Origin of the sequence: Nocardia sp. NPDC004068, from assembly GCF_042874315.1 — a bacterium.
Lineage (GTDB): Bacteria > Actinomycetota > Actinomycetes > Mycobacteriales > Mycobacteriaceae > Nocardia.
This window is the reverse complement of sequence record NZ_JBIAMW010000002.1, coordinates 343260-370168: the sequence shown is the minus strand read 5'-3', so window position 1 is coordinate 370168 and position 26909 is coordinate 343260. Positions and strand designations below refer to the sequence as shown.

The window sequence follows — 26909 nt, the reverse complement described above, 5'->3', positions numbered from 1 at the left end:
CAAAACGACCATGTCCACACCCGACATCCCGCTGATCGACATCTCCGTCTGGCGCACAGGCGGTGACACTCGACGCGAGATCCTCGCCCGACAGCTCGACGAGGCGATGCGGACCTCCGGGTTCTTCCTGGTCCGCGGGCACGGTATCGACCCCCGGCTCCTGGCCGATATCCGCGCCGAGGCCAAGCGCTTCTTCGCCCTTCCCGCGGAGGTGAAGCAGGAGTACCGCACCCCCGTCGGCGGCCGCGGCTGGATCGCCAACGGCGACGAGGCGAACTCCTTCTACGGAGTGGCGAGCGACCCGACCAAGGCCGACCTCAAGGAAACCCTCACCTTCGGACGCGAGCACGCCACCGGCAACCCCGAACTCGACAGCGAATGGTTCATCCCGAACGTCTGGCCCACCCAGACCCCCGAGTTGAAGAACCTCACCGCCCGGTTCACCAGCCAGATCTTCGACCTCTACCTCGACCTGGCCCGCATCCTCGCCGTCGCGCTCGGGCTTCCCGAGGACTACTTCGTCCGCCGTGTCTCGGACTCGCCGTACACGTTCAACATCAACCGCTACCCGGCGATGACCGAGTTGGACCAACCACTCGACGGCCAGTACCGCGTCGGCCCGCACACCGACTGGGGCTTCCTCACCATCCTCGACCGGCAACCCGGCTACGGCGGCCTCCAAGTGCAGACCCTCGACGGCGACTGGGCCGACGCGCCGTTCGTCCCCGGCGCCCTCACCGTCAACATCGCCGACATGCTCGCCCGCTGGACCGGAGACCGCTGGCGCTCCACCCGCCACCGCGTCCTGCCTCCCCCACCCGAGGCACCCACCGAGGAACTGATCTCGCTGATCATGTTCATGGAGGCCGACATGGACCAGCGTGTGTCACCCTTCGACCCACCCATCGGCGGAGGCGTCCGATACGACCCCATCCTCGCCGCCGACTACTTCAAGCAGCGCGCCGCGGCAGCGACAGTGTGATCGCGCGGGACACCTCCACAGCTGTCAGCGAAAGAGACTGAGAGTCAGGCGCTTTCGGCGTGGCGACGCACACTCTCAGGGTCGTCGCCCACACGGTCAAGTATGCCCCAGCCGCCTTTGCCCGTTACGGAATCCCCGCTATTCAAGGGCACGAGACGATGACTCATCCGGTAGCGGGTCGGCCGCGAGTATCCGTGTCCCGCTCGCGGCCGACAGGCGCACCATGCGGAAGCCTTCATCGATCATTTCTCGTTCGTAATCGCGTATCGCGTCCAAAAGTGGTCGGCCGGTGCTCGTTTCGCTCAGTGCGGCAGCGAGGCGGGCCGCGTCGCGTAGGGCGGTGTTCGCCCCCGCGCCCGCGGCCGGGCTCATCGCGTGGATCGCGTCGCCGAGCAGGGTGACGTTCGACGTCGGCCACGGTGGAATCGGGACGCTGCTGCGCACGGTGATCGGATAGACGCTCTCGGGAGTCCATCCTTCCACGACCCCGGTTATCAGCGGATGCCAACCAGCCAGCTGCTCGAGCACCCTGTCGCGCAGTCGTCGGCCGGATGCGGCGCGCAGTTGCGAATCGGAGAGCCCGAGACGGTCGAGACGACGGCCGAACATCACGGCGAGGGTGTCACCGATCGGTGGGAAGGCCAATTCGGGCGCCAGTCGGTTCGCGGCCGTTGCCGGGGGCACCCGGTAACGTACCGGCGCGATTCCGAGGAACCGATTCCCTGGTCCGACAACGGAATTGAAGACACTGCTGAGCATCGCTGGTGGCAGCGCGCCGCGCAGGTCGGCAGTCAGTGGCACCCGGCCGTAGATCAAACGGACCTGCGAATCCACGACCGACGCGTGCGGCAGACGCTGGGCACGAATCACCGAGCCGACGCCGTCGGCGCCGACCAGCACCGTGCCCCGGGCGATGCCGCCGTCGGCGAAACGGGCGGTGACAGTGTCGGCCTCGCTGTCGTATCCCACGTAACGGCGGCCGAAATGAACGACGTCGTCGAGCCCGCTGAGCAGAACCCGACGGAGCACATGTCGGTCGATAACGGTATGCGCGGGCATCAGGCCACCGGTGGTCGACTCCGATTCGGAATCATCCAGGGCGAAAATCCCGGTCGCCCGCAATTGGGGGTCGAAACCGTTGATCTTCGGCGCCGGACGCCCGGCGACAGCCGCGATGAGCCGGAACAGATTCGGCGGCAGGGTCGCCGACAGGGCATCACGCCCGCGTTCATCAATGTGCAAGCGATGGCCTTGGGCACGCGCGGACGCGGAAACGTCTCGTTCGTACACGGCCACGTCGACGCCCGCGCGGCGCAGCCCATGAGCCAGACAGAGTCCACCCAGACCGGCACCGATCACGATCACGCGCATCGGCCGCCGCGGACCGGGATAAAGAGCGAAAGGTTGACGTGGAAGAACACTGCTCAAGGCACACCTCACCGGAGTCGTAAGAGACTCCCACCTTCTCGATGCCGTTCGGCACCGAGAAACCGGTCGGTGAGGCCGAAGCCCTCGAAGGCCCGCAAGCCCTCCGGTGAGAAGACTCGGTCACTGTACCGCGAGCGATCGTGCGATCAGCGGTCCCCTCCGTTCGCCCGCGCGTTCTCGGCGCGCTGGAACCAGATTTTGGCTTCGCGGAATCTCCAGCGCCGTTGCAACAGCATCCCGAGGTTGGTCATCGCGTCCGTACTGCCGGCGTCGATGCCGCGTCGGTACCAGCTCTCCGCCTCGCCCACTTCCCCGCGCCGCTTGAGCAGCAGTCCCACGTCGACGATCGCCTCCGTCTCGCCGGCGTCGGCGGCGCGCCGGAACCAGCTTTCGGCTCCGGCGAGATCACCGCCGTCCCGGAGCACGGTCGCCAGGAGGGTCATCCCGGCGGGGTGCCCGGTGCCGGCGGCGCGGCCGTACCAGCTCGCTGCTTCGCCCGCCTTCCCCCGCCGGTCGAGCAGGGCCCCACGGCGATCATCGCATCCGCGTCGCCGGCCTCAGCGGCACGCCAGTACCAGCTTTCGGCGCCGACCGTCTCCCCTCGCCGCAGCAGCAGCCGGCCCCCCAACTCTTTCATCGCGTCCACGTCGCCGGCCTCAGCGGCACGCCGGTACGCCGAAACGGTCGACCCCGAATCTTGTTCTGACACAACACCATCCTGCCTCAGCTGAGCGCACAGCCCCCGCCCGGTATTGCGCGCCTCGGCGCGCTGCTGCTGCCCCCGAGCACTCTCAATGGCCAATTGGTGCTCCCTGCTGGTGTGCGGGGGCAGCGGGTTCTTGACGGGACGAGAACTTCCGTCGCGTCGTCCGTCGGCCGGCACAGGCACTGTCGGCCCCCAGATGGCCGGGACCGATCAGCGTTAGGCACCTTCGGGGAGTCGAACCACCTGCCTCACCGAGACCGTCTCATAATCAAGAGCCAGAAGACACCTACCGCCGCAGCCGATCTTGAAGACGTTCGGTTTGTAGTGCCGGACACCCACCCAAACCGTTTCCGCCACACCGAGGATCGAGGCCATGGAACAACGACTACGAAAACGACCTCGCGATTCCTGACGAATCAGGATGGGACCCTCCCGAAGGGAGTACCCTTCTCGTCTGGGTAGCCAAATTTGGCTACCCAGACGAGAATGGAGTTCGATGACGCCGGTACGGCTTCTGGTCCTGGGAGCGCTGCGCAGGCGCGGTCGCGCACACGGCTATCAGATCCGCGCCGATCTGGAGTCCTGGGGCGCACACGAGTGGTCCACCGCCACATCGGGTTCGGTGTATCACGCCCTCAAGAGCATGGCCGGGCAAGGCTTGCTGACGGCGACCTCGGATCCCTCGGTCGCCGGGGGCCCGCCGAGGATCGAATACGAGCTGACGGACGAGGGGGAGCAGGAGTACCTCAGCCTCCTGCGCCGGTCCTTGGCCGACCGCGAGCCGAGGCTGGACGTCCTGTGTGCCGCGGTGGGCCTGATCGAGGACCTGCCCCGGGAGCAGGCCCTGCAGGTCCTGCGGACCCGAGCCGACGCGACGCGCGATTGGCGCACCGGCATCACCGCCCACCTGCCCGCGGACGCGGAGCTGGACGCCTGGGGCCCGGTGGGCGAGGTCATCTCGCTGTGGCTGGCAACCGCCGATACCGGCGCCCGGTGGACCCATCGGCTGATCCACCGCCTGGAAGAGGGTGCATTCAGCATGGCCGGCGAGCCCGGCTCCCCCACCCGTCCCGGACAACCGGCCGAGTAGCAGTCGCGAAACCTGGTCCTTCGAGACGGAGCAATGCCATGGCCCACGAGATAACCGTCCCGCTGCTCCCGTGTGGATCCATCGACGAAATCGTCGAGTTCTACACCATGCTCGGCTTCACCCGGACCTACTACCAGGCCCGCCCGTACCCGTGCGTGGGCCTGCGGCGAGAAGACCTCCAGCTGCAGTTCTTCGGCCTGCCCGACTTCAGACCCGAGGACTCCTACGGCAGTTGCGTGGTCCTCGTGCCCGACACCCAGCAGCTGTTCGAGGCGTTCGCCGCAGGCATGCGCGCGGTCCACGGCAAACTCCTGGTCTCCGGGATCCCGCGGATGACCCGCCCGCGGAAACGCAAGAACGCCGACAACCACTCCGGGTTCACCGTCATCGACCCCGGCGGGAACTGGATCCGGATCTTCTCGTCCGCGGGTACCGGCGACACCGCTGCGCCCGCGTTCGGCAAGCTGACCAGGGCGCTGGAGACCGCCGTCGTGCTCGGCGACTCCAAGGGCGACAACCAGCAAGCCGCGAAGATCCTGGACGCCACGCTGGCCCGGGCGCAGGATCGCGCACCGGCCACCGAACTGGTCGAGGCTTTGGTCTACCGCGCCGAACTCGCCATCCGCACCGACGACACCGCCGCCGCGGTCGACGCCCTCACCCGCGCCCGCGCCGTCTCCCTCACCGACGCCGAACGCAGCGAACTCACCACGCACCTGGCCTGCCTCGAAGACCTGGCGGCCGTCGTCGGACTCGCGCCCTAGTGCCAGTGCCCGGCGGTTACACCCGCCCGCTGAAGTCGCCCGGCGCGCAGTTGGGGTCCGCGCAGGGATCTATTGTGTTGGTTTTGCCAATTCGTTCCAATAGCGAATCGAGGTACGTTCGTGGGCGATGGCCGCCTCGACAGCGACGAGCGGCCCAGGGGGACTCAAGGAGCCCACTTCGCGGAGGAGTTCGTACTCTTTGAGGCGGGCCTGGTGCGCTAGCAGGCGGACTCGGGCAATGCTCTGCGGATCGGCGCCGAAAAAAACTTTGAGCATCGCCAGGTCGCGCATTTGCGGCATTTCCTCTGGCGTCTGACCCAGCCATTTGTCGAGTGCCTCTCGGCCCGGTTTCGTAATCGAGAAGCGAGTCTTTTGACGGCCTTCGTCGTCGAGTTCGGCGGAGAGCAGGCCAGCGTCGACGAGGCGGGCCGGCTCTCGGTAGATCTGCGAACGCTGGATGGTCCACATGTGGGACACGGTCGCTCTGATGGTTCGTTCCAGCTCGTAGGCAGTCGATCGCGGTGTCCAGCGAACCAGCCCCAGGACCACGTAGGAGGTCGGCGTCAGCCTCATGCCGTCCAGTATAAGGCGTGCCCTTTACACACTATCTCCGATAGTCCATGATGGACTATCGGAACGACTGTAAGCAGAGGCAGGGGTTATGGTGGGGCCTGTTAGAAGGACGGCTCGCATCGACCGGCTGCGCAGCATGCCGATCGAGCCGTGGCTGGATGTCGGTGATCCGTTGGCTGAAGCCGTGGTGATCGGGCTGCGTGCGCGACGCATACCGTTGGCGAACCCGCTTCCGGCCATCCGCCGGCTGGCCGCCGCGGGAGACGCAGACTGCAGCGCTTTCCTACACGACCTCGAAACACCTTCTGATTGGGCCGATTTCGCCAGCATGCGACTCGGCGCGGGGATGATCTATCGGAACTTTGCGCAGTTTCTCGTCGCAATGCTGTACGGGGGGTTGATGACGACGTTTTGCAGTGCCGACGCCGCGTATATTCTGACCCGCACCGGTCGGCTCGAACGAAATGTCGTGCGGCGCGTTTTCGAATCCGGCTCGCTGTTTTTTGGAGTGCTTGACGTCGACGCCTTGCAGCCCGGCGGCAGGGTGTGGGAGACGTGTGTGCATGTGCGTCTGATGCACACCATGGTCAGGCTGCATCTGATCGATACAGGTGCCTGGCCTCTGCGGGGAACACCAATCAGCGCCGGGCAAACTGCCGCAGGACCGTTGTTTTTCGGTGCCATGATTCTGGATCGGTTGCCCAAATTGGGGGCATATGTCACAGCGGCCGAAGCCGACGGCTACTACCTGATCTGGCGACACGTCACTCGATTACTCGGAGTGCCGGCAGAGTTGGTGGGGAGTACGGCCGAAGAACAAGCAGTGCTTGACGAGCGAATTCTGCCGTACAGCTTCAACCCCGACGACAACTCTCGCAGACTCGCGGGGATCTTGCTCTCGGGACTCAATAAGCTGCCAGGAGCTGAGCACGCGCCACGCGCCGTTCACGAGGTGCTGGCCCGCTACATGCTCGGACACGAGAGGGCCGACGGCATGGGCATACCCCGCCATCCGGTGGGTGCCGGGGCTATGCGGGTCGTGGCGACAGCGCTCGAGACATACGCCTGGATACAGCGTATTCCTGCGGTCAGGCAACGCCTCGAGGCCTTCGGTCGCGAATACCTCAACAGCACCATGGAGCGCGGACTGGCCGGTAAGCCGGCCGATTTCCAGCCGCTGAACCGCTGAAAACGCGCTGTGAGGCGCGCGGCAGCAGCCGCGGTTGGACGTTTCCGCCCCGATTCGCATCAGCGGACGTCACGCGGCGAGCTTGGTCTCGGCATCGGTCACACGGCACACGCCAACCGGTGCAACATGTCCGGCTCGGCCATGGCGCGGAGGAGGAGCTTCTGCCAGCTGTAGCTTTTCAGCGCGGTGGCATACGTGGTCTCGGACATGTGCCGATCGAGCAGCACGGCGGTCGCGACCGTGCCGTCGGCGCGACGCAGGTAGAACGCATCGGTCAAGACGCCGGGCAGACTACCGCCTTTGAACCCCATCGCCACGAACCCGTTCGGCGCCGGCCGCCATTCCAGTTGCGCGCGTGCGATATCCGCGCCGGGCCCGAAGTCGCCGGTGGCGATCGCGCGGTGCATCGCCGCGAGCTGCTGCGCTGATCCCGTATGCGTGGTGTCGGCCCACGCCGCCAGATCCTGGTAGGACGACGGCCCCGGTTTCGATCGCATCGCCGCGCGATACTCAGAGTCGGTGGCATAACGGCGCGCCGCCGCCCAGACGTCGCCGACCCCGGGATCGAGCAATCGAATCACATTGCCCAGCAACGAGGGTGGACGGAAATCGTGCCATCCACCCGCTTCGGCGGCGTCGACGAGTGCGCGATCGCCGAGTCGGTCGCGAAGGTAGTCCGCGACCGAGTTGTCGCTCTCGCGGATCATCGCACTCACCATCTGGTCGAGAGTGACCGTGTCGCCGGGCAGCCGCGCTCGGGCGTGTTCGTGCGCCGACCCATCGGTGCCCGGGAACCACCAGCGCTCCCACTCGCTGACGGAGATACGTTCATTCGGGTCGAGGGTCCCGGCCGCGACCGCACGAGCATAGGCCGCGAGCGGGACGACTTTCACCGCCGACGCGAGCGGCTGCTGATCCGCTGCACGCCGTTCGACGGTATGTCCCTGCCCGTCGTCGACCGCCACGGAGATATCGCCCGGATCGTCATGGATCCGACCCAGCCAGCCGTCGACCGTGGTCACATCCGCGTCCGGGATCGGACCGCACGCCCTGCCCGCGGTCGCGTCGTCCGAGCACCCTCCGACCGCGGGTAGCGCCGCGACGACGACAACGGCCAGCCAACGCAACATCGCGACCCTCGCATTTCCGCAGTCGAAATAAATAATGAGCAAGTAGACGCTAGCGTCTGCATGCGTACACCGATCGCATTCTGACCACCCCTGTGGGGCAAGGACATCCGCTGACCGAACGACGGCTGAATCCCGGGAAGGCACGACGCCCGACGGATCCTCGGCGCGCGTCGCGCGGTCAGGGTCAGCGGGTGGTGTAGCCGCCGTTGGCGAAGATGGTCCGGCCGGTGATCCAGCCGCCGTCGATCACCACGAATCCCACCAGCGGGACGATGTCCTCGATTGTAGTGAGGCGCCCGCCCATGACCCGGGACTTGTGGAACTCCACCCGCTCGGGGGTTTCCTGCGGATAGAAGAAGGAGGTGTCCAACGGGCCGGACGCGACGTTGTTGTTGCTGGTCGCTCCGGTACCGGTGAGCTACAGCGGTCGCCGCTGGAATCGGAATCGCCGTGACCTCCGGCCTCAACTCACCCGACTCCGCTCACCGCGGCATCACCGGTGCCGCCGACTGGAAGGATAAGCCCCTGCGAGAGCCACAGGGCAGCGAACCCGAACAAGGCCACGTCACGCGCACCCCGGACCCCGCCGGCCGACGCCGCAACCTCATCACCCTGACCACCACCGACCGACCACGGCTCGAAGAACTCGACACGACACTCACACGGGTGCAACGCAAGTGCCGTCATTTTCTTCCGCACAGATTGCCACCCGAGACGCCGATCAACGCTCGAATTCACTGGAACCGCAGCCGAAATTCATCCGTCCACCAGCACGGGCTCGAGCCGACGACACCAATACCGTTGTGCCCCTACCAACTCCGCGGCCTCATCCGCCACGACTGCTGCGAACGCACAAGCCGAAAAGGCCATCGCCACAGCAGAATTGGAGCAGATCCCGAAGCCGATCAAACTCACAGCAAGCCAGATCGAGAAGATGATCGAAGCCCTCGGCGACGTCCGAGCCGTACTCGACGCCGGAAGACCAGAAGACAAACAAGCCCTGTACGCGGCGATGAACGTCCCAAATCCGATACGACCATCACCGCCAAGTAGCCACAGTCACGGCGGATCCCCGTGTGTTCAGCACTGGTGTCCGAAGGGGGCACATGCGCTGAACGCACGGATTGAACTGCGGAAACAATGACGCTGGGGCCCGGACCGACGGTCTGCCGGGGTCTGTCCAGATATCGGCTCTGTCCCACTACTTTCGGCTCTGTCCCAAATTCGGTGGTGATGCAGCGGTGACGGCACGATGTTGCGGTGTGCGAGGTGAATGTGCCTGCCGCCGTGGTGTTTTCAGGGTTGTCGCCGCTGGTGGTGGAGGATGTGGTGGACGAGGGTGAGCAGGTCGTGGTGCGGGCGCGAACGCCCGACGGTGCGGCCGCTTGTCCAGGTTGCGGTGCCGAGTCCGCGCGAGTGCACGGGTATCACAGGCGGACGGTAACCGACGTGCCGCTGGGCGGGCGGGCGGTGATTGTCACTGTGCGGGTGCGTCGTCTGGTCTGCCCAACCACGGGCTGTCGCAGCACGTTTCGAGAGCAGGTAGCCGGTGTCCTGGAACGCTACCAGCGTCGCACTGCCCGATTGACCTGCCAGGTGCGGTCGGTGGTTCGCGAACTCGCCGGCCGGGCCAGCGTCCGACTACTCTCGGCGCTGGCGGTCCGGCTGTCCCGGCAGACGGCCATCCGCGCCCTGCTGAGCATCCCGCTGCCACCGCGATCGGTGCCGGCAGTGCTGGGTGTCGATGATTTCGCGCTGCGGCGCCGACACCGGTATGCCAGCGTCCTGATCGATGCGGCCACTCACGACCGCATCGACGTGCTGCCCGACCGCAGATCCGACACCCTTACCGCCTGGCTGCGTGCGCGTCCCGGCGTCGGGATCGTCGTGCGTGACGGCTCCACTACCTATGCCGAAGCCGTCCGGCGCGCGCTGCCCGCCGCGCAGCAGGTATCTGATCGGTGGCATCTGTGGCACGGCCTGGCCGAAGTCGCGCAAAAGGCGGTGGCTGCACACAGCTCCTGCTGGGCCGAGGCCGGGCCGAGGCGACAGACCTTGACCCGCGAGAAGACCACGCTCGAGCGGTGGCACGCCGTTCACAACCTGCTGAATCAGGGGGTAGGGTTGCTGGATTGCTCACGGCGACTGGGACTTTCACTCAACACGGTGAAACGTTACGCGCGTGTTCGCGAACCGGAGCGGCTGCGCCGCCCGCCGCAGTACCGGGCGTGCTTGGTCGACCCGTATCGCGACCATTTGCGGGCCCGCCGCGCCGCTGAGCCCGGCGTCCCGGTGCTGCAGTTGTTCGACGAGATCACAGCTCTCGGCTATGCCGGAGGACTGAATCTGCTCTACAAGTACGTCAACCAAGGTCGCCTGCACGGCGACCGGATCATGCCCTCACCGCGGCGGGTGACCCGCTGGCTGCTGACTCGCCCAGTCACGTTGTCCGACGACCGCCGCGCCTACCTCGACGAACTGGTGGCCGCGTGCCCGGAAATGACCGCCCTCGCCCAGGCGGTGCGCGAGTTCGCCCAGCTCATGAGCGAACGGCGCGGCGCCGAGCTGGACTGCTGGATCAAGCAGGTCCGCGAGGCGGGGCTCATCGAGCTCGAACCTTTTCTGACCGGGCTCGAGCAGGACCACGACGCCGCTGTCGCCGGTCTGACCATGCCCTACAGTGCCGGGCCGACCGAGGGCGTGAACACGAAAACGAAGCTGATCAAACGCCAAATGTACGGCCGCGCAGGCTTTCCGCTACTCCGCCACCGAATCCTGCTGGGATAGAGCAGCAGCCGCTACCACCGAAAGTGGGACAGAGCCGTTGTTCTTACAGTCCCGTCTGCGCCGCCCGACAGGGGCCGCCCAGCCTGATCACCGCCGAGACGCGCGTCATTCACCCGTCAGTGGCCAGTTGAAATTCCCAAGGTCCGAGCCGCGTAGCGACAGGACCGCTCCTCAGGGTGGATGCGGCCCGCCGTGTCCCGATTCGGCGTCGTCGCCGGTCACTGACCGGTGAAGACGCGGCACCGATCGGCGGTCGAACGCGGGAGAGAGGAACCGTCGCAGAATCTCGGTTTCGAGTTGCTCGTCGCCGAGGGGCAGGTATGCCATGGACAACACCACGTGAACGATCCATATCGCTGCCGCGGGGTCGTCGCCGGTGATTCCGGTCAGTTCGGCGGCCAGGGCGCTCAGGACGGGTGAGGAGTGCAACTCGGTGAGTTCGGGCGCGGTGGTCGATGTCGTCATCAGGCGCCGGATCGGGTTGGCTCGGATCTGTCGCAGCGCGACGGTCACGGCTGTGACGACACGTTCGGAGCCGCTGAGGTGGTCGACCTCGCGCCGAACCGCGTCGATGATGGCCGCGGCGAGACGAACCATGACGGCGTCTCGTATCTGGGTTTTGTTACCGGCGTAGCGGTAGATGGTTGCCCTCGAACAGTGCACACGCTGTGCCAGGGTGTCGATATCGAGAGCGTCCAACCCGTCGCGCAGTACCAGATCGGTGGCGGCGGTGTAGATGCGGTGAGCCGCGGCGGCCCGGCGGTCTCCACCGACGACCCAGTCTTCTCGCACCATCGGCACACGCTCCTCTGCATCGTCTGGACACCATATTCTCAGACCTGAGACAACAGGACGTGATCATCTCACCGTTGGCGCAGGTCAATCGGTCGTGCTGAGACGCCTCCCTTGGGCGGCGACGGCGGGTTGTTCCGACTTCGCGCCGACGTGTTGACCTGGGATCTTCCAGACCGGCACCGTGAACGGATGACACGCCAGGACGGGACGCTGGGGCTCGCGTTGTTCGACGACCGGTCCATCCAAGATCCATATCCGTTGTACGGGCGTATGCACGCCGAGGGGCACCTGCACCGGATCGGTGACTCCGACTTCTACGCCGTAACGGGGTGGGAGGCTGTCCGCGAGGCGGTGACACGGTGCGAGGACTTCTCCTCGAACCTCACGGCGACCATGATGCGTGACGGCGACGGCACCGTCGGGAGCTTCCCCATGGGTGAACTCGGCGGCCCGACCCACGTGCTGGCCACCGCCGATGATCCCGCTCATGCCGTCCATCGCAAGGCGCTGATACCGCACCTGGCGGCCAAGCGCATCCGTGCGATCGAGTCCTTCGTCGCCGACACCTCGGCTCGCATCTGGGATACCGAGGTGCGCGACGGTCACATCGAGTGGATGGGCGCGATGGCCAACCGGCTGCCCATGATGGTCGTGGGACGCATCATCGGTGTTCCCGACCAGGACACCGACAAGCTCATTCGGTGGGGTTACGCCGCCACCCAATTCGTGGAAGGACTCGTCACCCGAGAACAACTCAGCGCGGCAGGCGTCGCGGTCATGGAGCTCAGTGGATACATCCAGGCACAATTCCAGGACGTTATCCGCGACCCCAAGGACAACCTGCTCGGCGACCTCGCCACGGCATGCGCCTCGGGCGAGCTGGACGATTTCGCCGCGCTGGCGATGATGGTCACCTTGTTCAGCGCTGGAGGCGAGTCCACGGCCTCGCTCATCGGTTCGGCCGCGTGGATCTTGGCCACCTACCCCGCACTCCAGAATCGCCTGCGCGAGCAGCCGGAACTGCTGAGCGCCTTCCTCGAAGAAGTGCTGCGCTTCGAGCCGCCGTTCCGGGGGCACTATCGCCACGTCGTCACCGACACCGAACTGGCAGGCGTCGGGCTGCGTGCGGGTTCGCGGCTGCTCCTGATGTGGGGCGCGGCCAATCGTGATCCGGCACATTTCCAGGACCCGGACCGGTTCTGGCTCGACCGGCCCGGACCCAAGGGGCACCTCGCGTTCGGGAGAGGGGCGCACGTCTGTGTGGGTGCCGCCCTGGCGCGTTTGGAAGCCACCGTCGTACTCGGTCAACTTCTCGAACGCACCACCCACATCCAAGCGGCCCGGACCGGCCGCTGGTTGCCCAGCCTGCTCGTGCGTCGACTCGATCATCTCGACCTGGTAGTCACATGAGCGGTCACGCGGAGTTGGTCGCCTTCTACGAGCTCACCCGGGCCACCTACCTCGAAGAACGACAACACCGCCTACGGACGACATCTCCTACCCGCGCATTGGTGGCGATGTCTTGGGGGCTGATCAAGATAAGGTTGAGGCACCACCGGATGATGAGTCAGGACTGGAGATGCCTCGCAACAGACGTCCGCAGGATCGGGAAGAGAAGCGTGCCGAGATCGTGATGGCCGCTCGGCGGTTGTTCGTCGAGGAGGGATACGACGCGGCGTCGATGGCGCGGATCGCCCGTGACGCCGGAGTGGTGTCGAACACGCTGTACTGGTACTTCCAGGACAAGGACGCGGTCTTGATCGCGGTCCTGGAGGCGGTCCTGGCCGACTCGATGGCCTCCTACACCGACATCCTGAACTCGAGCCTGGCTGATCGGCTGTTGTGGCTGGTCGAGGAATTGGAGCAGCTGGGCCGGTTGGTGAGCACGGTGCACACGCGCGCCGAACAGTCCGCGGCCATCCGGGAATGGCACGAGCAGTTCCACGCGCTGGCCGAGGGATTGTTCCGGGCCGAGCTGATCGAGCTCGGGGTACCGGACCACGAGCTGGATCCGCTGGTCACGATGGGCGTTTTCGTTGTCGAGGGCTTGCTGACGCACCCTGCGGAGCCTGCCCAGCGGCGCGCGGTGATCGAGACGTTGCTCAACAGCGCACGCGGTCTCGCCGCGGCCGCCAGCTGAGTACACCGGCCCGGGCACGACGACGAGACCGGGCCGCCCTACTGGGTGTTGGCTGCGGTGTAGTCGAATTGTGTTGCCAGGAAAGCGAGTTGATCACGCACGGCCTGTTCGAAGGGCTCGCCGACGTAGATGCCGAAGTGGTCGCACGGGTAGCTCTGGACGTGCACGTGGGCCAGGCCCCGCGCGTGCCGTTTGGTGGTCTTCGCGGGCGCGGCGACGTCGTTGTCGCAGACACACAGCAGCGTCGGAGTGCTGAAGCGCGCCAGCGCGCGACCGGGCCGATCGAGTGGAAGGCGCAGCACCAGCCGTGCGGCCAGGGCGTTGGCGGCATCGAATTCGCCGTCCGGGCCGCGCAATACACCCCATATGCTGTCGCGACCGACACCGGTCGCGGGTTCGTCCCCACCGTCGTTCTCGGTCAGCTCGATGTTCTTCGACACCTGAGCCCGCACCGAGGGCAGCCGTTTCAGTACCGCGCTGGTACGTCGCGAGAGGCGGGTTCCCGGGGGCACGAGTGCGGAAGCAGCGGCGAGGGCGTCGGGCGAGGCCAGGAACGCGGGCATCCAGGGCGTCCCCACCATCGGCACGAGGATCGGCTTCGCGCCGAACCAGGAACCGACCGTGTCGGGGATGGCGGCCACGGTCAGCACTACCACACTCAGCGGTCCGGTCCGCAGACGCGAGCGCAATGACGCCGGTCCGTCGGTGAAGGGGCACTGGACCACAACCGCGGCGATACCGCTGTCTTCGGAGGCGACCTGAAGGACATGGCCGCCACCGAACGAGCTGCCCCACAACGCGATCCGGTCGAGGTCGACGTCCGGCAGTGTGCGCGCGAAGGCAAGGGCGGCATGCCAATCGGCGCGTTGGCGGCCGATATCGAGAATCTGGCGCGGCATTCCGCCGCTGGCCCCGAGGTGGCGATAGTCGAACACCAGCACCGACCATCCCGCCTCGGCGAAGCGCCGCGCGTAGGCATCCAGGCGCATCTCCCGCACCGCCCCCAGCCCGTGTCCCATGATCACCATCGGGCGCGGGCCGTCCAGGTCGGGGGCGGTGTACAACCAGGCCGCGCACTCGTCCTGCCCGGAGGGGAACGTGACGTCACGCCGCCGCACCGCTACCGCCTCACGCCGATCGGCAGACTCGCTGATTTCCATGACTCGCGTCCTCCCGCTTCGCCACTTCTTGGATACCACCCAAGAAGTACTCGGGATTACAGTAGACATCTTCTTGAACGGCAGTCAAGAAAGCAATAGCATCGGGGCCGAAGCCAGGTCAGAACACGAGATTTGCGGGCGCGGCGACTTCACCGCCTGCGAGCGTTCGGAGCGCACGGACGTTCGGGAAGCGATCAACTACACCCGAAGCCGGGGGCGCGCCCACGCGAGTGCCCACGGTCAGAACAAGGGAGCGCGGACTCGTGAGCAGTTCGGTCGAACAGTCCCAGACCCTCACCCGCCCGGTCGAGGTCAGCGGCGCACGCGAGCGCGAGAGACCCTCGAGGATCGAGGCCTGGCCGGGTCCCTCCCGACGCGCGGCCGCAGGTGCGGCCCGGACCGAGTTCGAAGCTCTGCGTGCCGAGGTGGTGCGGGTATGCACCGACCTCGCCGTGGACGGGTTCCGGGGACAGGACTTCGCCCCCGCTTTGCACGAACTCGAACTCGCGGCACGTCACTGGGCGACACTCGGGCTGGACCTCGATCGTCTCCAGCAGGCGATCCACACCGGATTCCGGCGCGGGGCCGAGCGACTCACACAACTCGCGCGCACACCGTCCGAGGCGGTCGCGGCACTGCGCGACCAGCTGGACCTTCTGGAATCGGTGCATGTGCGCCTCACCCGCGCCTACTCCCACCAACTGCCCACGACCACCAGCCATATCCATGCCGCGACTCGTACCCTTGCCGTCGCCTTGCTGCGCGGTGAGCACGCCGACCCACTCGCGCGTTATAGCGGTGTCGCGATCAGCACCCGGTATCACCTGATCGCGCTGGAGATACCGGGGCCGGTGAAGAGCCGGTCCGCGGCGATCGCCTCCCGTCTCGAGGCCGCGGTGATCCGGCGGTGCGGACCGCGGGCGCTTTCGCTGCTCGGTGTCGAGGGCGGCACCGTGCTGATTCCCGAGGACTTGGTCGCCGAGGACGATCTCGGCGAACTGATCCGGGACCTGGAGACCGGTATCGGGCGCGCCGTGGTCGCGGTCGCCGTGACCGCCGCCACCTCCGATATCGCGGATGCGGGCCGCCAAGCACATGATTTCCTCGATGTCGCCATCGCGACGCGGGTCGAGCCCCGCCTGTACCGTTCGAGCGAGCTGAGTCTGTACTACCAGCTCACCCGTCCGGGCCCGGCGCGAGATGCCCTCAGCGCTCTGCTGTCGCCGCTGGAAGATTATCCGGAGCTGGCGCACACCTTGATTACCCATTTGGCCAACGACACCAACCGTCGGCGCACCGCCTCCGAGCTGAACGTGCACACCAACACCCTCGACTACCGGCTCAAACGCATCCATCAGATCACCGGCTGTGATCCCTGCACCGCGGCCGGCCTGTGGCGACTACGCTCCGCGTTGATCGTGCGCAGCTACACGCAGCGCTCGAGCGTGACGTAATGCCAAGTGCCACAGCGAGTTCGGTTCGACCGCCGCGCGCCGCTGGCACCCGTAGGCGTTGTACTCGCAGCCCGAATTCGGCGAGGTCGGACAATGGAAAGGCGGTGCGCCGTGGCATTCGAATCCCTGACATGGCTGGGGCGGGCGCTGCAGCCGCATCGCGAGGCCGTCGCCGCCGAACTGATCCGCCAGACCAAGCTCACCGTCGACGGTCTCGACACCGACCCCGAACTCGGCGATCTGCTGGCCGCGAGCATCACCGAGAACGTTGTCACCGTCGTGCACGTCCTGGCCAACGCCATCGATCCCGCGAGCGTCAATCCGCCGTCCACGGCGATCGTGTACGCGCGGCGGCTGGCTCGCGGCGGGGTGCCGCTCACGGACCTGTTGCGCGCGTACGGGTTCGGTCGATCCCGACCGGATCATCCGCTCCCGCAAACCCGCACACCCCAAGATCGTGTCGGTGGAAACCTTCACCGAGGCCCACCTCCTCCGACGCAGCCGCGGCGGCGCCGACAACCGCGCCCGAGCCCGACTCGAACGCCGACGCCACCCCAACCTGCCCCGCCCCTACCAACTCCGCGGCCTCATCCGCCACGACTGCTGCGAGCGCAAGATGCAAGCCGAGATGCTGCACGGCTCGATCTATTACCGCTGCCTCGCACGAAGTCTCGCACCGGGTAGCCCCGCGGCGGCCGACCATCCGAAAACGGTCAACCTCCGCGAGGCACACCTCCTCGGCCCCTTGAACACCTGGCTGGCAACCCTTTTCGACCGCCAGCACCGCGCCGACACGATCGCGGCATTGGTCGCCGCCCAGGACACCGACGACAGCGACCTCCGCCGACAAGGACTTCACGCCCGCATCCGCGACGCCGACACCAAACTCGACCGCCACCGCCGAGCCATCGAAGCAGGCGTCGACCCGATCGCACTCGTCGACGCCATGAACGCCGCACAAGCCGAAAAGGCCATCGCCACAGCAGAATTGGAGCAGATCCCGAAACCGATCAAGCTCACAACCAGCCAGATCGAGAAGATGATCGACGCCCTCGGCGATGTCCGAGCGGTCCTCGATGCCGGAAGACCAGAAGATAAGCAAGCCCTGTACGCGGCTATGAACGTCCAAATCAGATACGACCATCGCCGCCAAGTAGCCACAGTCACGGCGGATCCCCATGGGTTTAGCACTGGTGTCCGGAGGGGGACTTGAACCCCCACGCCCTTAATCGGGCACTAGCACCTCAAGCTAGCGCGTCTGCCATTCCGCCACCCGGACCGGTGGTGCTCAGCAAGGTTATCGGATCCGCTCGCGAGGTCCAAATCACGGGGGTTTCCGCAGGTCGCGAGGGGGATTTGCTGAGCGCCGCCAGCGTCAGTCCTTGAGGGCGTCGAGCAGCGCGGCGCGCTGCCGGGAGCCGAGGCCGCCGATGCGACGCTCCTCGGGGATGTCGGCCTCGTCCATGAGCTTCTTGGCCTTGACCGGACCGATGCCGGGGAGCGCCTTGATGACGGCGGCGACCTTCGTCTTCTTGACCAGGTCCTCGTTGTCGGCGCGCTTGAGCACTTCAGCCATGGAGACCTTGCCCTTGCGGACCTGTTCGATCAGTTCCGAACGGGCCTTGCGGACCGCGGCCGCTTTCGCCAGCGCCTCGGAGCGTTGCTCGGCGGTCATGGTGGGAAGTGCCATGTCTACAACCTTTCACTCGTTCGCTGGAACCTCAACGGCACCGATTGAACATCACGAAAGCGCGGGTTCCGGCACGACACACCGCGAAGAAATTCGAGGTCGGCGGGTTGAGGGCCGCGAACCTCGCCGGGTATGCGGGCGATTTGCCGGACTCTCCGACCCCGCCGAGTACGGATCGCGGTGTGCCGAACGGTTGCCGACCGGGCGATCGGGCGCGACAGTGGGTCGGGGTACCACTTGACGCAGAAGGAGACTCGAGGTGCGCTTCGGCATTTTCATCCCCCAGGGTTGGCGGCTCGATCTGATCGGCATCGATCCCGCCGCGCACTGGGAGGTGATGCGAAATCTCGCCCAGCGCGCGGACGCGGACGAGGCGTGGGAGTCGCTGTGGGTCTACGACCACTTCCACACCGTGCCCGCGCCGACGACGGAGGCCACGCACGAGGCGTGGACGTTGATGGCGGCGTTCGCGGCGGCCACGTCCCGGGTGCGCCTCGGGCAGATGTGCACCGCGATGTCGTACCGCAATCCGGCCTATCTCGCGAAGGTCGCGGCCACCACCGACATCATCTCCGGCGGCCGCGTGGAGATGGGCATCGGCGGCGGCTGGTACGAGCAGGAGTGGCGGGCCTACGGCTACGGATTCCCCACGGCCGGTGAGCGTTTGGGCCGCCTGGAGGAGGGCGTGCGGATCTTCCGGCAGGCGTGGACGGAGGGCGAGGCCACCCTGGACGGCCGGTACTATCAGGTCGACAAGGCGATCGTGCGCCCGATTCCGTTGCAGCCGGGCGGAATTCCGATCTGGGTCGCGGGCGGCGGGGAGAAGAAGACGCTGCGCATCGCCGCGAAGTACGCGCGGTATTCGAATTTCGGCGGCTCCCCGGAGGAGTTCGCCCACAAATCGGAGGTCCTGCGCGGCCATTGCGCCGATGTCGGCACCGATTTCGACGCGATCGTGCGCAGCTCGAATTTCAATGTCGTCATCGGCGCGACCGAGGCCGAGGTGGAGGACCGGTTGACGGCCCTGCGCGACCGCATCACGCCCGCGATCGGCGCCGAGCAGGCCACCGACTGGGTCGAGCGCAATTTCCGTCCCTCACAGGCGGCGGGCACGCCCGAGCGGATCATCGAGAACCTGATCCGCCTGCGCGATCTGGGCCTGCGCTACGCGATCCTGAACTTCCCCGAATCCGCGTACGACACTTCGGGTATCGAGCTGTTCGAACGCGAGGTGATCGGCGCGCTGCGCTGACTACCAGAACACCGGGGTGAGCCCCCACGCGGCGAACTCCTCCTCGACGAGAACGCGCAAGGCCGCCCGGGTCGGGAAGCGGTCGGGGTCGGCGGCGGTGACCGCCAACGTCACGGTGTCACCGTCGCTGGACCACGACATGTTCAGCCCGACCTCGGTGCTCCGGAAGAACTCGGTCGCCGCGGGCCGGATGACGGGCCGCATGACCACCGCCGCCGCGGTGTTCCCCGCCAGGGTCGCCACCGATCGAGCGGTCGCACCGAGGTTGGTGCACAAGCAGATCGGCGCCTTGGACGTGCGCACCAGCCGCCGCGCCAGCACGTCGGGGATCACGGTCTGCACCGGCTGGAGATGCTGCACCGCGGGCGTGGTGGCCGGATCGCCGTAGGCGGTGATGGCCCGCTTCGTGGCCGCGCGGATATGCGCGAGGTCGGCGCGCTCCCCCTTGCGGTAGGACACCGCGATCGGGACGCCGGTGGTGGCGTTCCCGCGCGGATCGTCCGGCCCGCGCAGCGAACGGGGTATGTCGACCCGCACCTCCTGCCCGTCCTCGACCCGCCCGCACCGGCCGAGCACACCCACGGCCGCGCCCAGCAGCAACCCGTTCGCCGTGCCCGAGTGCGCCGCCGCCACCGAATCCCATTGCGCGGCAGGCACATTCAGAATCAACTCGGCGGGCTGGAACCGCTCCGGCAGCTCGAGCCGCGGCTCGGCGGGCCGAGGCAGCCGCGCCGGTTCGGTGACGCCCCGAGCCCGATACGCCTTGCGGACACCGGAGCCGATCTCCCGCAGCAACGCCACCGCGTCGGCGAGATCCGCGCGCCACTTCCCGCGCGCGGGCACCCCGCCGACGAGCCGCCCACTGCTGTCGGACCGGTCCACCGGAGCCGACGCCGCGAGCCGGGTCAGCGCGTCGCGCACCGCGAAGATCACCGCGCCCCCGTCCGCCCCGACATGCGAGGTGACCAGCGACACCAGCGTCCCACCCGCACTCGGCGCCGCCGACAGCCGCCACAACCGCCCAGTCGCCGGATCGAAGTCGGCCCCGGTCTGCGCGGACAGCCAGTCCACCACGGCGTCGCCGGGCACCTCCTCGTCCTGCCAGTCGAGCGGAATCGCGTCGAGCGCGGGCGCCCAGCACGGCCGCGCGAGCGGTATCCGACTCGGCACCACCCGCCGGGCGAGGAAACCGTGCGCCAAGTGCGCGTGCAACGCCCGCACGTCATGACGTGCCAGCGGCCGATCGAAACGCCAGGCGAGCTGGTTCACCAGCACCGACCCGAACAGCCGGTGCACCTTCCAGAACAGATCGTCGTCGGCGGTGAGCCGATTGAGAGTCATTGCGGCGGAACCCTTTCCGAGAAGATCAGCGAGGCCGCAGCGCCCGCACGGTGATCGGCGCGAACACCAGCAGCACCACCACCGCGCCCAGCACCGACCACGCGGCGTCGGCCCCGAACCGTCCCTGGTCGGCGAGCGTGCGCACCGCCGATACCAGATGGGAGACCGGATTGACGTCGGAGACGTGCCGCAACCAGTCCGGCATGGCCGCGGTCGGCACGAGAGCGTTGGAGGCGAAGGTGAACAACATCAATATCAGCGCCGAAACACCTTGCACGGCAGTCGGTTTCGACATGGTGACGCCCACCGCCGCGAAGATCCAGCTCAACGCGGTCGTCACGAGCACGACCAGCACCGCGGCGACGATCAGCCCGAGCGGGTGCGCGGGCCGATACCCCATGGCGAAGCCGACGATCACCACGGTGGTGGCGGCGATGGCGTACCGGGTGATTCCCGCGGTGAGCGCGCCGATGATCGGGGCCACCCGCGCCATCGGCATGGCCGCGAACCGGTCCCGCACCCCGGAGCGCACGTCCTCGCACAGCTGCACGCCGGTGGCGACGGACGCGGTCAGCACGATCTGCACCAGCACGCCCGGGATGAGCGTCGGCAGGTAGGCGTGCACGCTGCCCGCGATGGCGGTGCCGAAGATATTGCCGAACAGCACCGGCCCGACGATCGGCAGCAGCGCCGCGTCGTAGAGCAGCTGCGGACTGCGCCGGAACGTCAGCACGCCCCGCAACGCCATGATCAGCGACTGCCGCACGGCCGCGCGCGGGCCGACTCGAGTGACCCGGGGACGGCGATCGACACGGGGCGGCGCGAGCGTGAGAGCAGTCATCACGCCACCGCCCGCACGTGCCCGGTGAGCGCGAGGAACACCTCGTCGAGATCGGGCCGCTCCACCCCGAACCCGCGCAGCCGCACACCGGCGCGCCGCAACTCCACGAGAACCCTTGTGCCGCTGTCGATATCACGCAACGGCACCGACAACGCCGCACCCTCGGGCGCGACGCGCGCGACCCCGCCGCTCACCCGCTCCGCGATGGCGACGGCGACCGCCAACCGGTCGGCATCGGCGAGTTCGAGCCGCAGCACCTCCTCCCCCACCGACGCCTTCAACTCGTCGGCGCTGCCCTCCGCGACAATGGTCCCGCGATCGACGACCGCGATCCGGTCGGCCAGCACATCGGCCTCCTCGAGATATTGGGTGGTGAGCAGGATCGTGACGCCGTCCGCGACGAGCGAGCGCACCATGTCCCACATCTGGCGGCGGGTGTGCGGGTCGAGTCCGGTCGTGGGCTCGTCCAGAAAGATCAAGGGCGGCACTGTGATCAGCGTCGCGGCGAGATCGAGCCGCCGCCGCATCCCACCCGACAAGGCGCCCGCGGGTCGTCGCGCGGCGGCGGTCAGCTCGAACCGCTCGAGCAACTCCTCGCCGCGCCGGAACGCCGCCCGCCGCGACAATCCCAGCAGCCGCCCGAAGATCCGCAGATTCTCCTCGGCCGACAGATTCTCGTCGACCGACGCGTACTGCCCGGTCAGCCCGATCATCGAGCGCACCGCCGTCGCGTCCCGCACCACGTCGTACCCGAACACCCGCGCCGCGCCCCGACTGGGCCGCGACAGCGTCGCCAGCATCCGCACGGTCGTCGTCTTCCCCGCGCCGTTGGGCCCGAGCAAGGCGAACACCGAACCGCTCGGCACCCGCAGATCGATCCCGTCGACGGCGGTGAACGACCCGAACGTCTTGCCCAAACCCATTGCCTCAATGGCCGTTTCGGTCACGACCTCCACCCCGCCTCCACCTCGAACCGCACCGCTCGGAACCGGCCGGATTCCAGCGCCTCCACCGCATCGGCGGCCCGCTCGACGCCATCCGCGCGAAACCCCGTCGCGAAGGTCGCCGCCCGGCGCGTCACGGACTCACTCAGCGCCAGGTCCAGCATTCGAACCAGCCGCGCCTCCGTCAACCGCGAAAACGGCACCGCCACACCGACTCCCAGCACCCGCACCCGCTGCCCCCAGTACGGCTGATCGGCCAGGAACGAGCACACCACCGACGGAATCCCCGCCCGCAGCGCCGCGGCAGTCGTCCCCGCGCCGCCGTGATGGATCGCGACGGCACACCGCGGCAACACGGCGGCGTGGTCGACACCACGCACCACCGCCAACTCCTCGGTCAAACGAGGTTCCACCCCGCGCGACCCACTCACGTACAACAACCTCCGCCCCACCCGACGGCATGCGTTCCGCATCAGCTCGAGCGTCGCGTCCACCTCCCCGACCGGCATGGACCCGAATCCGGCGTACACCGGCGCGTCCCCAGCCGCGAGCCACGCCGACAGCTCCTTATCAACCTGCCCAGCAGCGGCTTTCGGAACGAGAAACCCCACGAACGGCCGGTCCTCTCCCCACTCCGCGCTCAATCCGCCGAACAGTCGCTCGTCGTACGCCTGGATGGCGATCCGCGCGCCCTCGGACCCGTAATCGTCTCCCGCCGAGGCACTTTCGGCCGACCGACCACCCGCTTCCTCTGACGGATCGCCTATCCGCGACCACCGACCGATCACGCTCACTCGGGCGATTCCCCCGCGCGTCCACATCCGCCCGACCAATGGTCCGCTTCCCCTCACGTTTCCTCTCTCAGCGCTTCGAGGCCCCTCAACGGGGCGAGGTTCCTCAGCGCGGCGAGGTCCCGACACGGGAACAGCTGCGCCTCGCCCCAGAGCGATTCCCTGATTCGATTCACCCCCCTCGATGCCAGCGTCCCCCGATTGGCAACTGCCAACCCGCAATTCCCGCCCACCGGGCGCGACCGCCCACTCCCGAACGTCCCCTCCAGCCCGCAATTCCGGCACATCGGACGAGTCCGTCCACGGCCGAGCGCCCTCACCAGCCCGCAGCTCTCGCACACCTGGGGCGACCGCCCATGCCCGAGCGCCCCCTCCAGCCCGCAACTCGCCCGCATCGGGCGCGACCGCCCTCGCCCGAGTTGGGCCACCAGCCCGCAGTTCCCGCACATCAGGTGCGACAGCCCACGCCCGAGCCCGAGCCAGCGCCCGCCACCCGAGTCGATTCACCACCCCGGGCACCCACTCCCCCCACGCGGCGGGCACGATCGGCACCGACCGACTGGCCCGAATCGGGAAGTAATGCACGGCCGCGAACCGAGCCCCCACGCGAGCCGCCACCCCCGCCGCGACCTCTTCGTTGGCCATGGCACCGACCACCACATCGACCCCCGCCGCGAGCGGCAGCAGATCCCTCGCCGCCTCGGCGAAGCCCTGCCGGTTCACCTCCCGCAACGCCCGCAGCCCACCGCCGCGCCGCCCCAACTGGGCGCGCAGCAGCTCATCGGTGTCCAACCCGAAAGGTACTGCGGCGACACCGAATTCACCCGCGAACGACACCAGATTCGGCGACACCGCCAAGATCACCTCGTGTCCCCGCCCGGCGAGTTCGCGCGCCAGCAACACTCCTGGCTGAGCGTCCCCACGACTTCCTCCGAAGGCCAGCAGCGCCCTCATACGCGCGCCCTCCCTTCCACGCCGTGCGCCCGGACCGGTCGATAATTGCCCGTCGCCGCGATCTCGACCAGCGTGGCGGCCAGCCGCTCGGCGTATCCGGTGAGCCGCTCCCACACCGCCGCGATATCGGGCGCACCGATGCTGACGAAGTACTCGGAGTCATTGCGCCCCAACCAGATCGACACGGTCGAGGTGGTCCCGTCGGCGGTGAAGATCCGCGTATCGGCGCCCGGCTCCTCCCCGGCCGAGGCCCGCCGCAAATCCAGGAGCGTCACGAAACTCGGCTCCCGCGTGACCAATTCGCCGCCCTTCCCCGCCGCCACCACCCGGGTGAGCGCCCCGTGCACGGGCAACCGCGCCATCAACCGCGCCCGATCCAACGCGGCGCGGGCCGCGGGCGCCACGCTCACGAAGTCCGGCGACTCCCCCAACCCGAACGACACGGGCACGAAGTTGCAGTACCAGCCCTGACCGGTCGCGAACCGCTCCCCGAACCGAGTCGAAACCACATCGAGGGTCCAGTACCGGTCCCGTCCGGTCAGCTCGTAGTCGGTGAGCGCGAGCGCGCCGAACAACGCCGCCGACAGCGACGTCCCCGAATCGGCAAGCGCCGCATCGAAATTCCGCGCCGCGTCCCCGTCGAGCAGGGTCCGGCTGCGGACCCGCCGCCGATACCGCTCCCCCGGCGCGAGGCCCGGATCCACCGCCGACACCGGCAGCCGATAGCCCGTCTCGGCCAACGCCCGGTCCCAGTACGGGAACAGCTCGTCGGCCAGCGCGTCGGTGGCCCGGTCGTGCTCGCACGCCGCGTAGTCGGCATTGGATCCGCTCGGCGCGGGCCAGACCGGTTCGCGTCCCGCCACCGCCGCGCGGTACCGCTCGGTCAGCTCGCGGGCCGCCAGCGCCTGCGACATCCCGTCGCTCACCGCGTGATCGGCGACGAACACCAGGTCGAAGCCCGCGTCCACCGGCACCGCCGCGAAGGCCACCGGCCACGCGAACGGCGACACCGCCGCCTCGAACCACTCCCGCAGCGCCTCCGTACTCGCGCCGTCCAGTGCGTCGGCGACGAACTCGACCGTCTCCGGATCGACGACCTGCCGAATGAACCCGTCCCCGGACGGCTCGAACCGCGTCCGCAGACCGTCGTGGGCCCGCACGAATCCGGCCACCGCCTCGATCAGCGCCGCGGTGTCCAACGACCCCGAAACATGGCTCACCACACCGAGATACGGCGCGTCACCGTCCGCCGCGGCCCGCAGATGATCGAGTTGCAGGAACGACGGCGGCACCGGAGAGGCGACCGCTCGACCCGTCGTCGGCCGCACCACGATCGGCCGCGCGCACACCCGCAGCGACTCGTCCAGACCTCCGGTGCGCATCACGCCGCACCTTGCCCGGACATGACCCGTAGCGTCGGCTCCGGCGTGGTCGCCGCGCCGAATTCCCGCAGTATCGCGGTGAATTCGTCGATGAACCGCTGCACCACCGCCGCCGGGTAGGCGGCCGGGAACCGCGCGGAGACATTCAGCCCCTCCGCCGCCCGCACCACCCAGAAATAGACCTCGTCCCCGGAATACGAGTCCGCCCGCAACGCGCGCCCGCGCAGACCGGTGATGAGCTCGTGGTCGGGCAGCCGCCGAATGTCCACGTACGACACCGCGAATCGCGGGCGATCGTCCACGTCGAGCAGGTCGAGGATGCGTTCGGCGGGTGCCAGGGTGGCCGCCTTCGCCGACCGCAGCGCCGCGTCCGCGGCGGCGAGTGCGTCCGGATAGGTGGCATCGGCGGCGACCGGAATCGCCAGCGGCACGATATTGACGAACCACCCCATCGACTCGGCCCACCGCCGGTGCGGGCGCGTGGCCACCGGCATGATCGTGCGGAATTCGGGCGCGCCGGTCAGTCTGCACGACGCCAGGGCCAGCGCCGCGAAGATCGTCGTCGTGGCCCGATGGCCCCGTTCCGCCGCCGCCCGCTCGGCCGCCGCGCTCTCGGCATCGGTCAGCAACCATCGCGAAACACTGGTCTGCGCTTGGCCTTCCGCGGCATCGACCGCCGCGACCGACGACGCGAAGCGCGGAAACCGGCCCTCGGCCGACGACAGGAACGCCCGCCACACCTCGGTCGCAGCGCATTGTTCGGTCAGCGCGGCCGCGGCCTGCCGCTCGACCGCGGCGTAGTCGGCGGGGCTGGCGAAGGTGTCCGCGTGCGGCAGCCCCGTCCCGTCGAGCAGCGCGCGGTAGAGGGTGCGCAACTCGGTGACGATGAGCACCTGACTGTAGGCGTCCATGACCGAATGGTCGGCGGCGACGAGCACGGTGAAATCCCCGTTCGCGCGGTGTTCGACCGTGGCGATCAGCACGTGCGGCCACACCAGCGGCGACAGGCGCTGCTCGAGCGCGTCGCACAGGTAGTCGTTGAGCGCGGTCGAGGATTCGACGCCCGGCACCCGCTCGTGCACGACGTCCACATCCAATGCCTCGCAGGTCAACCGGCTCGGCTCGGGGCCGGGCGCGACGGTCGTGCGCAGACCCTCGTGCCGCGCGTGCCACGCCCACACCAGGTCGCGGACCGCGCGGGCGTCGAACGGCGCGTCCATCTCGAAGATCGTGCCGATCCACCGCCCGCGTCCCGGCCGCGGATCGGTGGCGTCGAAATGTCGGTGGTACCGCTCGTGCGCGCACGTCAGCGGCCGCGCGTCGGTCGTCCACTCGGTGCCGGGCGCTCGAACCGCGCGCCACAGCGTGAGCGTTCCGGGTCGGATGTCGAAATGCGAAAGGATCGTGTATTCCATTTTCCCTCATCGGACATGCCTGCGCGCACGAGAATTCGAACGCGCGAGGATTAACGCTGAAATATGGTGTCGGGGAGTGGGATCAGCGGTGACCGGTGGTG

General features: G+C 67.9%; 24 protein-coding genes, 1 tRNA gene and 2 pseudogenes. 10 read left to right on the top strand and 17 right to left on the bottom strand.

Annotation, left to right across the window (positions count from 1 at the left end; genetic code table 11):
- The first annotated feature begins 10 nt into the window (after positions 1 to 10).
- Entirely contained in the window at positions 11 to 982 is a 972-nt protein-coding gene (locus ACFYTQ_RS05895) for an isopenicillin N synthase family dioxygenase (protein WP_387357504.1), read from the top strand.
- Positions 983 to 1120: 138 nt separating this feature from the next.
- Here the strand turns inward: ACFYTQ_RS05895 and ACFYTQ_RS05890 are convergent, their stop codons facing one another.
- On the bottom strand, positions 1121 to 2353 hold the full coding sequence (locus tag ACFYTQ_RS05890; RefSeq protein WP_387357503.1) for an FAD-dependent oxidoreductase: 1233 nt from the start codon (positions 2351 to 2353) through the stop codon (positions 1121 to 1123).
- Positions 2354 to 2556: 203 nt separating this feature from the next.
- Positions 2557 to 2853: a tetratricopeptide repeat protein gene (locus tag ACFYTQ_RS05885; RefSeq protein WP_387357502.1), complete on the bottom strand. Its 297-nt coding sequence runs from the start codon at positions 2851 to 2853 to the stop codon at positions 2557 to 2559.
- Between the two features lie 759 nt (positions 2854 to 3612).
- Between ACFYTQ_RS05885 and ACFYTQ_RS05880 the strand changes: the two genes are divergently transcribed.
- Complete coding sequence (locus ACFYTQ_RS05880) at positions 3613 to 4206, top strand: PadR family transcriptional regulator (RefSeq protein WP_387357501.1); 594 nt, start codon at positions 3613 to 3615, stop codon at positions 4204 to 4206.
- A gap of 38 nt (positions 4207 to 4244) precedes the next feature.
- The gene (locus tag ACFYTQ_RS05875) at positions 4245 to 4970 is read left to right on the top strand and encodes a VOC family protein (RefSeq protein ID WP_387357500.1); all 726 of its coding nucleotides are present in this window, start codon (positions 4245 to 4247) and stop codon (positions 4968 to 4970) included.
- Between the two features lie 69 nt (positions 4971 to 5039).
- Here ACFYTQ_RS05875 and ACFYTQ_RS05870 read toward each other — a convergent pair whose 3' ends face one another.
- On the bottom strand, positions 5040 to 5543 hold the full coding sequence (locus tag ACFYTQ_RS05870; RefSeq protein WP_387357499.1) for a helix-turn-helix transcriptional regulator: 504 nt from the start codon (positions 5541 to 5543) through the stop codon (positions 5040 to 5042).
- Positions 5544 to 5679: 136 nt separating this feature from the next.
- Here ACFYTQ_RS05870 and ACFYTQ_RS05865 point away from each other — a divergent pair, with 136 nt between their 5' ends.
- Positions 5680 to 6732 (top strand): oxygenase MpaB family protein, encoded by a 1053-nt coding sequence (locus ACFYTQ_RS05865; protein WP_387357498.1) that lies wholly within the window; start codon positions 5680 to 5682, stop codon positions 6730 to 6732.
- A 98-nt stretch (positions 6733 to 6830) separates the two neighbouring features.
- On the opposite strand, the gene ACFYTQ_RS05860 is transcribed toward ACFYTQ_RS05865, so the two are convergent.
- Together ACFYTQ_RS05860 and ACFYTQ_RS05855 are read right to left on the bottom strand one after the other, a co-directional pair.
- Positions 6831 to 7754: a serine hydrolase gene (locus ACFYTQ_RS05860; protein ID WP_387357497.1), complete on the bottom strand. Its 924-nt coding sequence runs from the start codon at positions 7752 to 7754 to the stop codon at positions 6831 to 6833.
- A gap of 292 nt (positions 7755 to 8046) precedes the next feature.
- Positions 8047 to 8256: pseudogene (locus ACFYTQ_RS05855) on the bottom strand (short-chain dehydrogenase); the annotation flags it as partial.
- Between the two features lie 896 nt (positions 8257 to 9152).
- Here ACFYTQ_RS05855 and ACFYTQ_RS05850 point away from each other — a divergent pair.
- Positions 9153 to 10649, top strand: coding sequence for an ISL3 family transposase (locus ACFYTQ_RS05850; protein WP_387357954.1), 1497 nt, complete (start codon positions 9153 to 9155; stop codon positions 10647 to 10649).
- 171 nt (positions 10650 to 10820) lie between these two features.
- Here the strand turns inward: ACFYTQ_RS05850 and ACFYTQ_RS05845 are convergent, their stop codons facing one another.
- Entirely contained in the window at positions 10821 to 11444 is a 624-nt protein-coding gene (locus ACFYTQ_RS05845; protein ID WP_387357496.1) for a TetR/AcrR family transcriptional regulator, read from the bottom strand.
- Positions 11445 to 11633: 189 nt separating this feature from the next.
- Here ACFYTQ_RS05845 and ACFYTQ_RS05840 point away from each other — a divergent pair, with 189 nt between their 5' ends.
- Complete coding sequence (locus ACFYTQ_RS05840) at positions 11634 to 12854, top strand: cytochrome P450 (protein WP_387357495.1); 1221 nt, start codon at positions 11634 to 11636, stop codon at positions 12852 to 12854.
- A 169-nt stretch (positions 12855 to 13023) separates the two neighbouring features.
- Entirely contained in the window at positions 13024 to 13584 is a 561-nt protein-coding gene (locus tag ACFYTQ_RS05835) for a TetR/AcrR family transcriptional regulator (RefSeq protein ID WP_387357494.1), read from the top strand.
- A 38-nt stretch (positions 13585 to 13622) separates the two neighbouring features.
- On the opposite strand, the gene ACFYTQ_RS05830 is transcribed toward ACFYTQ_RS05835, so the two are convergent.
- The gene (locus ACFYTQ_RS05830) at positions 13623 to 14744 is read right to left on the bottom strand and encodes an alpha/beta hydrolase (protein WP_387357493.1); all 1122 of its coding nucleotides are present in this window, start codon (positions 14742 to 14744) and stop codon (positions 13623 to 13625) included.
- A gap of 263 nt (positions 14745 to 15007) precedes the next feature.
- On the opposite strand from ACFYTQ_RS05830, the gene ACFYTQ_RS05825 reads away from it, so the two are divergent.
- Positions 15008 to 16198: a PucR family transcriptional regulator gene (locus tag ACFYTQ_RS05825; RefSeq protein ID WP_387357492.1), complete on the top strand. Its 1191-nt coding sequence runs from the start codon at positions 15008 to 15010 to the stop codon at positions 16196 to 16198.
- Here ACFYTQ_RS05825 and ACFYTQ_RS05820 read toward each other — a convergent pair.
- On the bottom strand, positions 16145 to 16675 hold the full coding sequence (locus ACFYTQ_RS05820; protein WP_387357491.1) for a hypothetical protein: 531 nt from the start codon (positions 16673 to 16675) through the stop codon (positions 16145 to 16147). The genes ACFYTQ_RS05825 and ACFYTQ_RS05820 overlap by 54 nt on opposite strands.
- Between ACFYTQ_RS05820 and ACFYTQ_RS05815 the strand changes: the two genes are divergently transcribed.
- Positions 16662 to 17411, top strand: coding sequence for a hypothetical protein (locus ACFYTQ_RS05815; RefSeq protein WP_387357490.1), 750 nt, complete (start codon positions 16662 to 16664; stop codon positions 17409 to 17411). The two genes, ACFYTQ_RS05820 and ACFYTQ_RS05815, sit on opposite strands and share 14 nt — an antisense overlap.
- Here the strand turns inward: ACFYTQ_RS05815 and ACFYTQ_RS05810 are convergent.
- Positions 17390 to 17477, bottom strand: a tRNA-Leu gene (locus ACFYTQ_RS05810). The genes ACFYTQ_RS05815 and ACFYTQ_RS05810 overlap by 22 nt on opposite strands.
- Before the next feature lie 96 nt (positions 17478 to 17573).
- Complete coding sequence (gene mihF / locus ACFYTQ_RS05805; RefSeq protein ID WP_387357489.1) at positions 17574 to 17888, bottom strand: integration host factor, actinobacterial type; 315 nt, start codon at positions 17886 to 17888, stop codon at positions 17574 to 17576.
- Positions 17889 to 18147: 259 nt separating this feature from the next.
- On the opposite strand from mihF, the gene ACFYTQ_RS05800 reads away from it, so the two are divergent.
- Complete coding sequence (locus ACFYTQ_RS05800; RefSeq protein WP_387357488.1) at positions 18148 to 19140, top strand: LLM class F420-dependent oxidoreductase; 993 nt, start codon at positions 18148 to 18150, stop codon at positions 19138 to 19140.
- Here ACFYTQ_RS05800 and ACFYTQ_RS05795 read toward each other — a convergent pair whose 3' ends face one another.
- From ACFYTQ_RS05795 to ACFYTQ_RS05765, 7 genes and pseudogenes are all read right to left on the bottom strand, one after another.
- The gene (locus ACFYTQ_RS05795; protein ID WP_387357487.1) at positions 19141 to 20481 is read right to left on the bottom strand and encodes a hypothetical protein; all 1341 of its coding nucleotides are present in this window, start codon (positions 20479 to 20481) and stop codon (positions 19141 to 19143) included. It lies immediately after the preceding gene.
- Between the two features lie 25 nt (positions 20482 to 20506).
- Entirely contained in the window at positions 20507 to 21322 is an 816-nt protein-coding gene (locus tag ACFYTQ_RS05790; RefSeq protein WP_387357486.1) for an ABC transporter permease, read from the bottom strand.
- Complete coding sequence (locus tag ACFYTQ_RS05785; RefSeq protein ID WP_387357952.1) at positions 21322 to 22245, bottom strand: ATP-binding cassette domain-containing protein; 924 nt, start codon at positions 22243 to 22245, stop codon at positions 21322 to 21324. The genes ACFYTQ_RS05790 and ACFYTQ_RS05785 overlap by 1 nt, the downstream gene beginning before the upstream one ends.
- 20 nt (positions 22246 to 22265) lie before the next feature.
- Complete coding sequence (locus ACFYTQ_RS05780; protein ID WP_387357950.1) at positions 22266 to 23060, bottom strand: glycosyltransferase; 795 nt, start codon at positions 23058 to 23060, stop codon at positions 22266 to 22268.
- 618 nt (positions 23061 to 23678) lie between these two features.
- Positions 23679 to 24011 (bottom strand): annotated as a pseudogene (locus ACFYTQ_RS05775) (glycosyltransferase); the annotation flags it as partial.
- Positions 24008 to 25393 carry a condensation domain-containing protein gene (locus ACFYTQ_RS05770; RefSeq protein WP_387357485.1) on the bottom strand — a complete coding sequence of 462 codons (1386 nt, stop codon included), beginning with the start codon at positions 25391 to 25393 and terminating at the stop codon, positions 24008 to 24010. The gene ACFYTQ_RS05770 and the pseudogene ACFYTQ_RS05775, both read right to left, overlap by 4 nt.
- Positions 25393 to 26808, bottom strand: coding sequence for a condensation domain-containing protein (locus ACFYTQ_RS05765; RefSeq protein WP_387357484.1), 1416 nt, complete (start codon positions 26806 to 26808; stop codon positions 25393 to 25395). The genes ACFYTQ_RS05770 and ACFYTQ_RS05765 overlap by 1 nt, the downstream gene beginning before the upstream one ends.
- Positions 26809 to 26909 lie beyond the last annotated feature (101 nt).

Bases quoted from the DNA above. Each gene is read 5' to 3' on its own strand.
- ACFYTQ_RS05895 (WP_387357504.1), top strand. From the start codon at position 11: ATGTCCACACCCGACATCCCGCTGATCGACATCTCCGTCTGGCGCACA.
- ACFYTQ_RS05890 (WP_387357503.1), bottom strand. From the start codon at position 2,353: ATGCGCGTGATCGTGATCGGTGCCGGTCTGGGTGGACTCTGTCTGGCT.
- ACFYTQ_RS05885 (WP_387357502.1), bottom strand. From the start codon at position 2,853: ATGACCCTCCTGGCGACCGTGCTCCGGGACGGCGGTGATCTCGCCGGA.
- ACFYTQ_RS05880 (WP_387357501.1), top strand. From the start codon at position 3,613: ATGACGCCGGTACGGCTTCTGGTCCTGGGAGCGCTGCGCAGGCGCGGT.
- ACFYTQ_RS05875 (WP_387357500.1), top strand. From the start codon at position 4,245: ATGGCCCACGAGATAACCGTCCCGCTGCTCCCGTGTGGATCCATCGAC.
- ACFYTQ_RS05870 (WP_387357499.1), bottom strand. From the start codon at position 5,543: ATGAGGCTGACGCCGACCTCCTACGTGGTCCTGGGGCTGGTTCGCTGG.
- ACFYTQ_RS05865 (WP_387357498.1), top strand. From the start codon at position 5,680: ATGCCGATCGAGCCGTGGCTGGATGTCGGTGATCCGTTGGCTGAAGCC.
- ACFYTQ_RS05845 (WP_387357496.1), bottom strand. From the start codon at position 11,444: ATGGTGCGAGAAGACTGGGTCGTCGGTGGAGACCGCCGGGCCGCCGCG.
- ACFYTQ_RS05840 (WP_387357495.1), top strand. From the start codon at position 11,634: ATGACACGCCAGGACGGGACGCTGGGGCTCGCGTTGTTCGACGACCGG.
- ACFYTQ_RS05835 (WP_387357494.1), top strand. From the start codon at position 13,024: ATGCCTCGCAACAGACGTCCGCAGGATCGGGAAGAGAAGCGTGCCGAG.
- ACFYTQ_RS05830 (WP_387357493.1), bottom strand. From the start codon at position 14,744: ATGGAAATCAGCGAGTCTGCCGATCGGCGTGAGGCGGTAGCGGTGCGG.
- mihF (WP_387357489.1), bottom strand. From the start codon at position 17,888: ATGGCACTTCCCACCATGACCGCCGAGCAACGCTCCGAGGCGCTGGCG.
- ACFYTQ_RS05795 (WP_387357487.1), bottom strand. From the start codon at position 20,481: ATGACTCTCAATCGGCTCACCGCCGACGACGATCTGTTCTGGAAGGTG.
- ACFYTQ_RS05790 (WP_387357486.1), bottom strand. From the start codon at position 21,322: ATGACTGCTCTCACGCTCGCGCCGCCCCGTGTCGATCGCCGTCCCCGG.
- ACFYTQ_RS05785 (WP_387357952.1), bottom strand. From the start codon at position 22,245: ATGGGTTTGGGCAAGACGTTCGGGTCGTTCACCGCCGTCGACGGGATC.
- ACFYTQ_RS05770 (WP_387357485.1), bottom strand. From the start codon at position 25,393: ATGCGCACCGGAGGTCTGGACGAGTCGCTGCGGGTGTGCGCGCGGCCG.
- ACFYTQ_RS05765 (WP_387357484.1), bottom strand. From the start codon at position 26,808: ATGGAATACACGATCCTTTCGCATTTCGACATCCGACCCGGAACGCTC.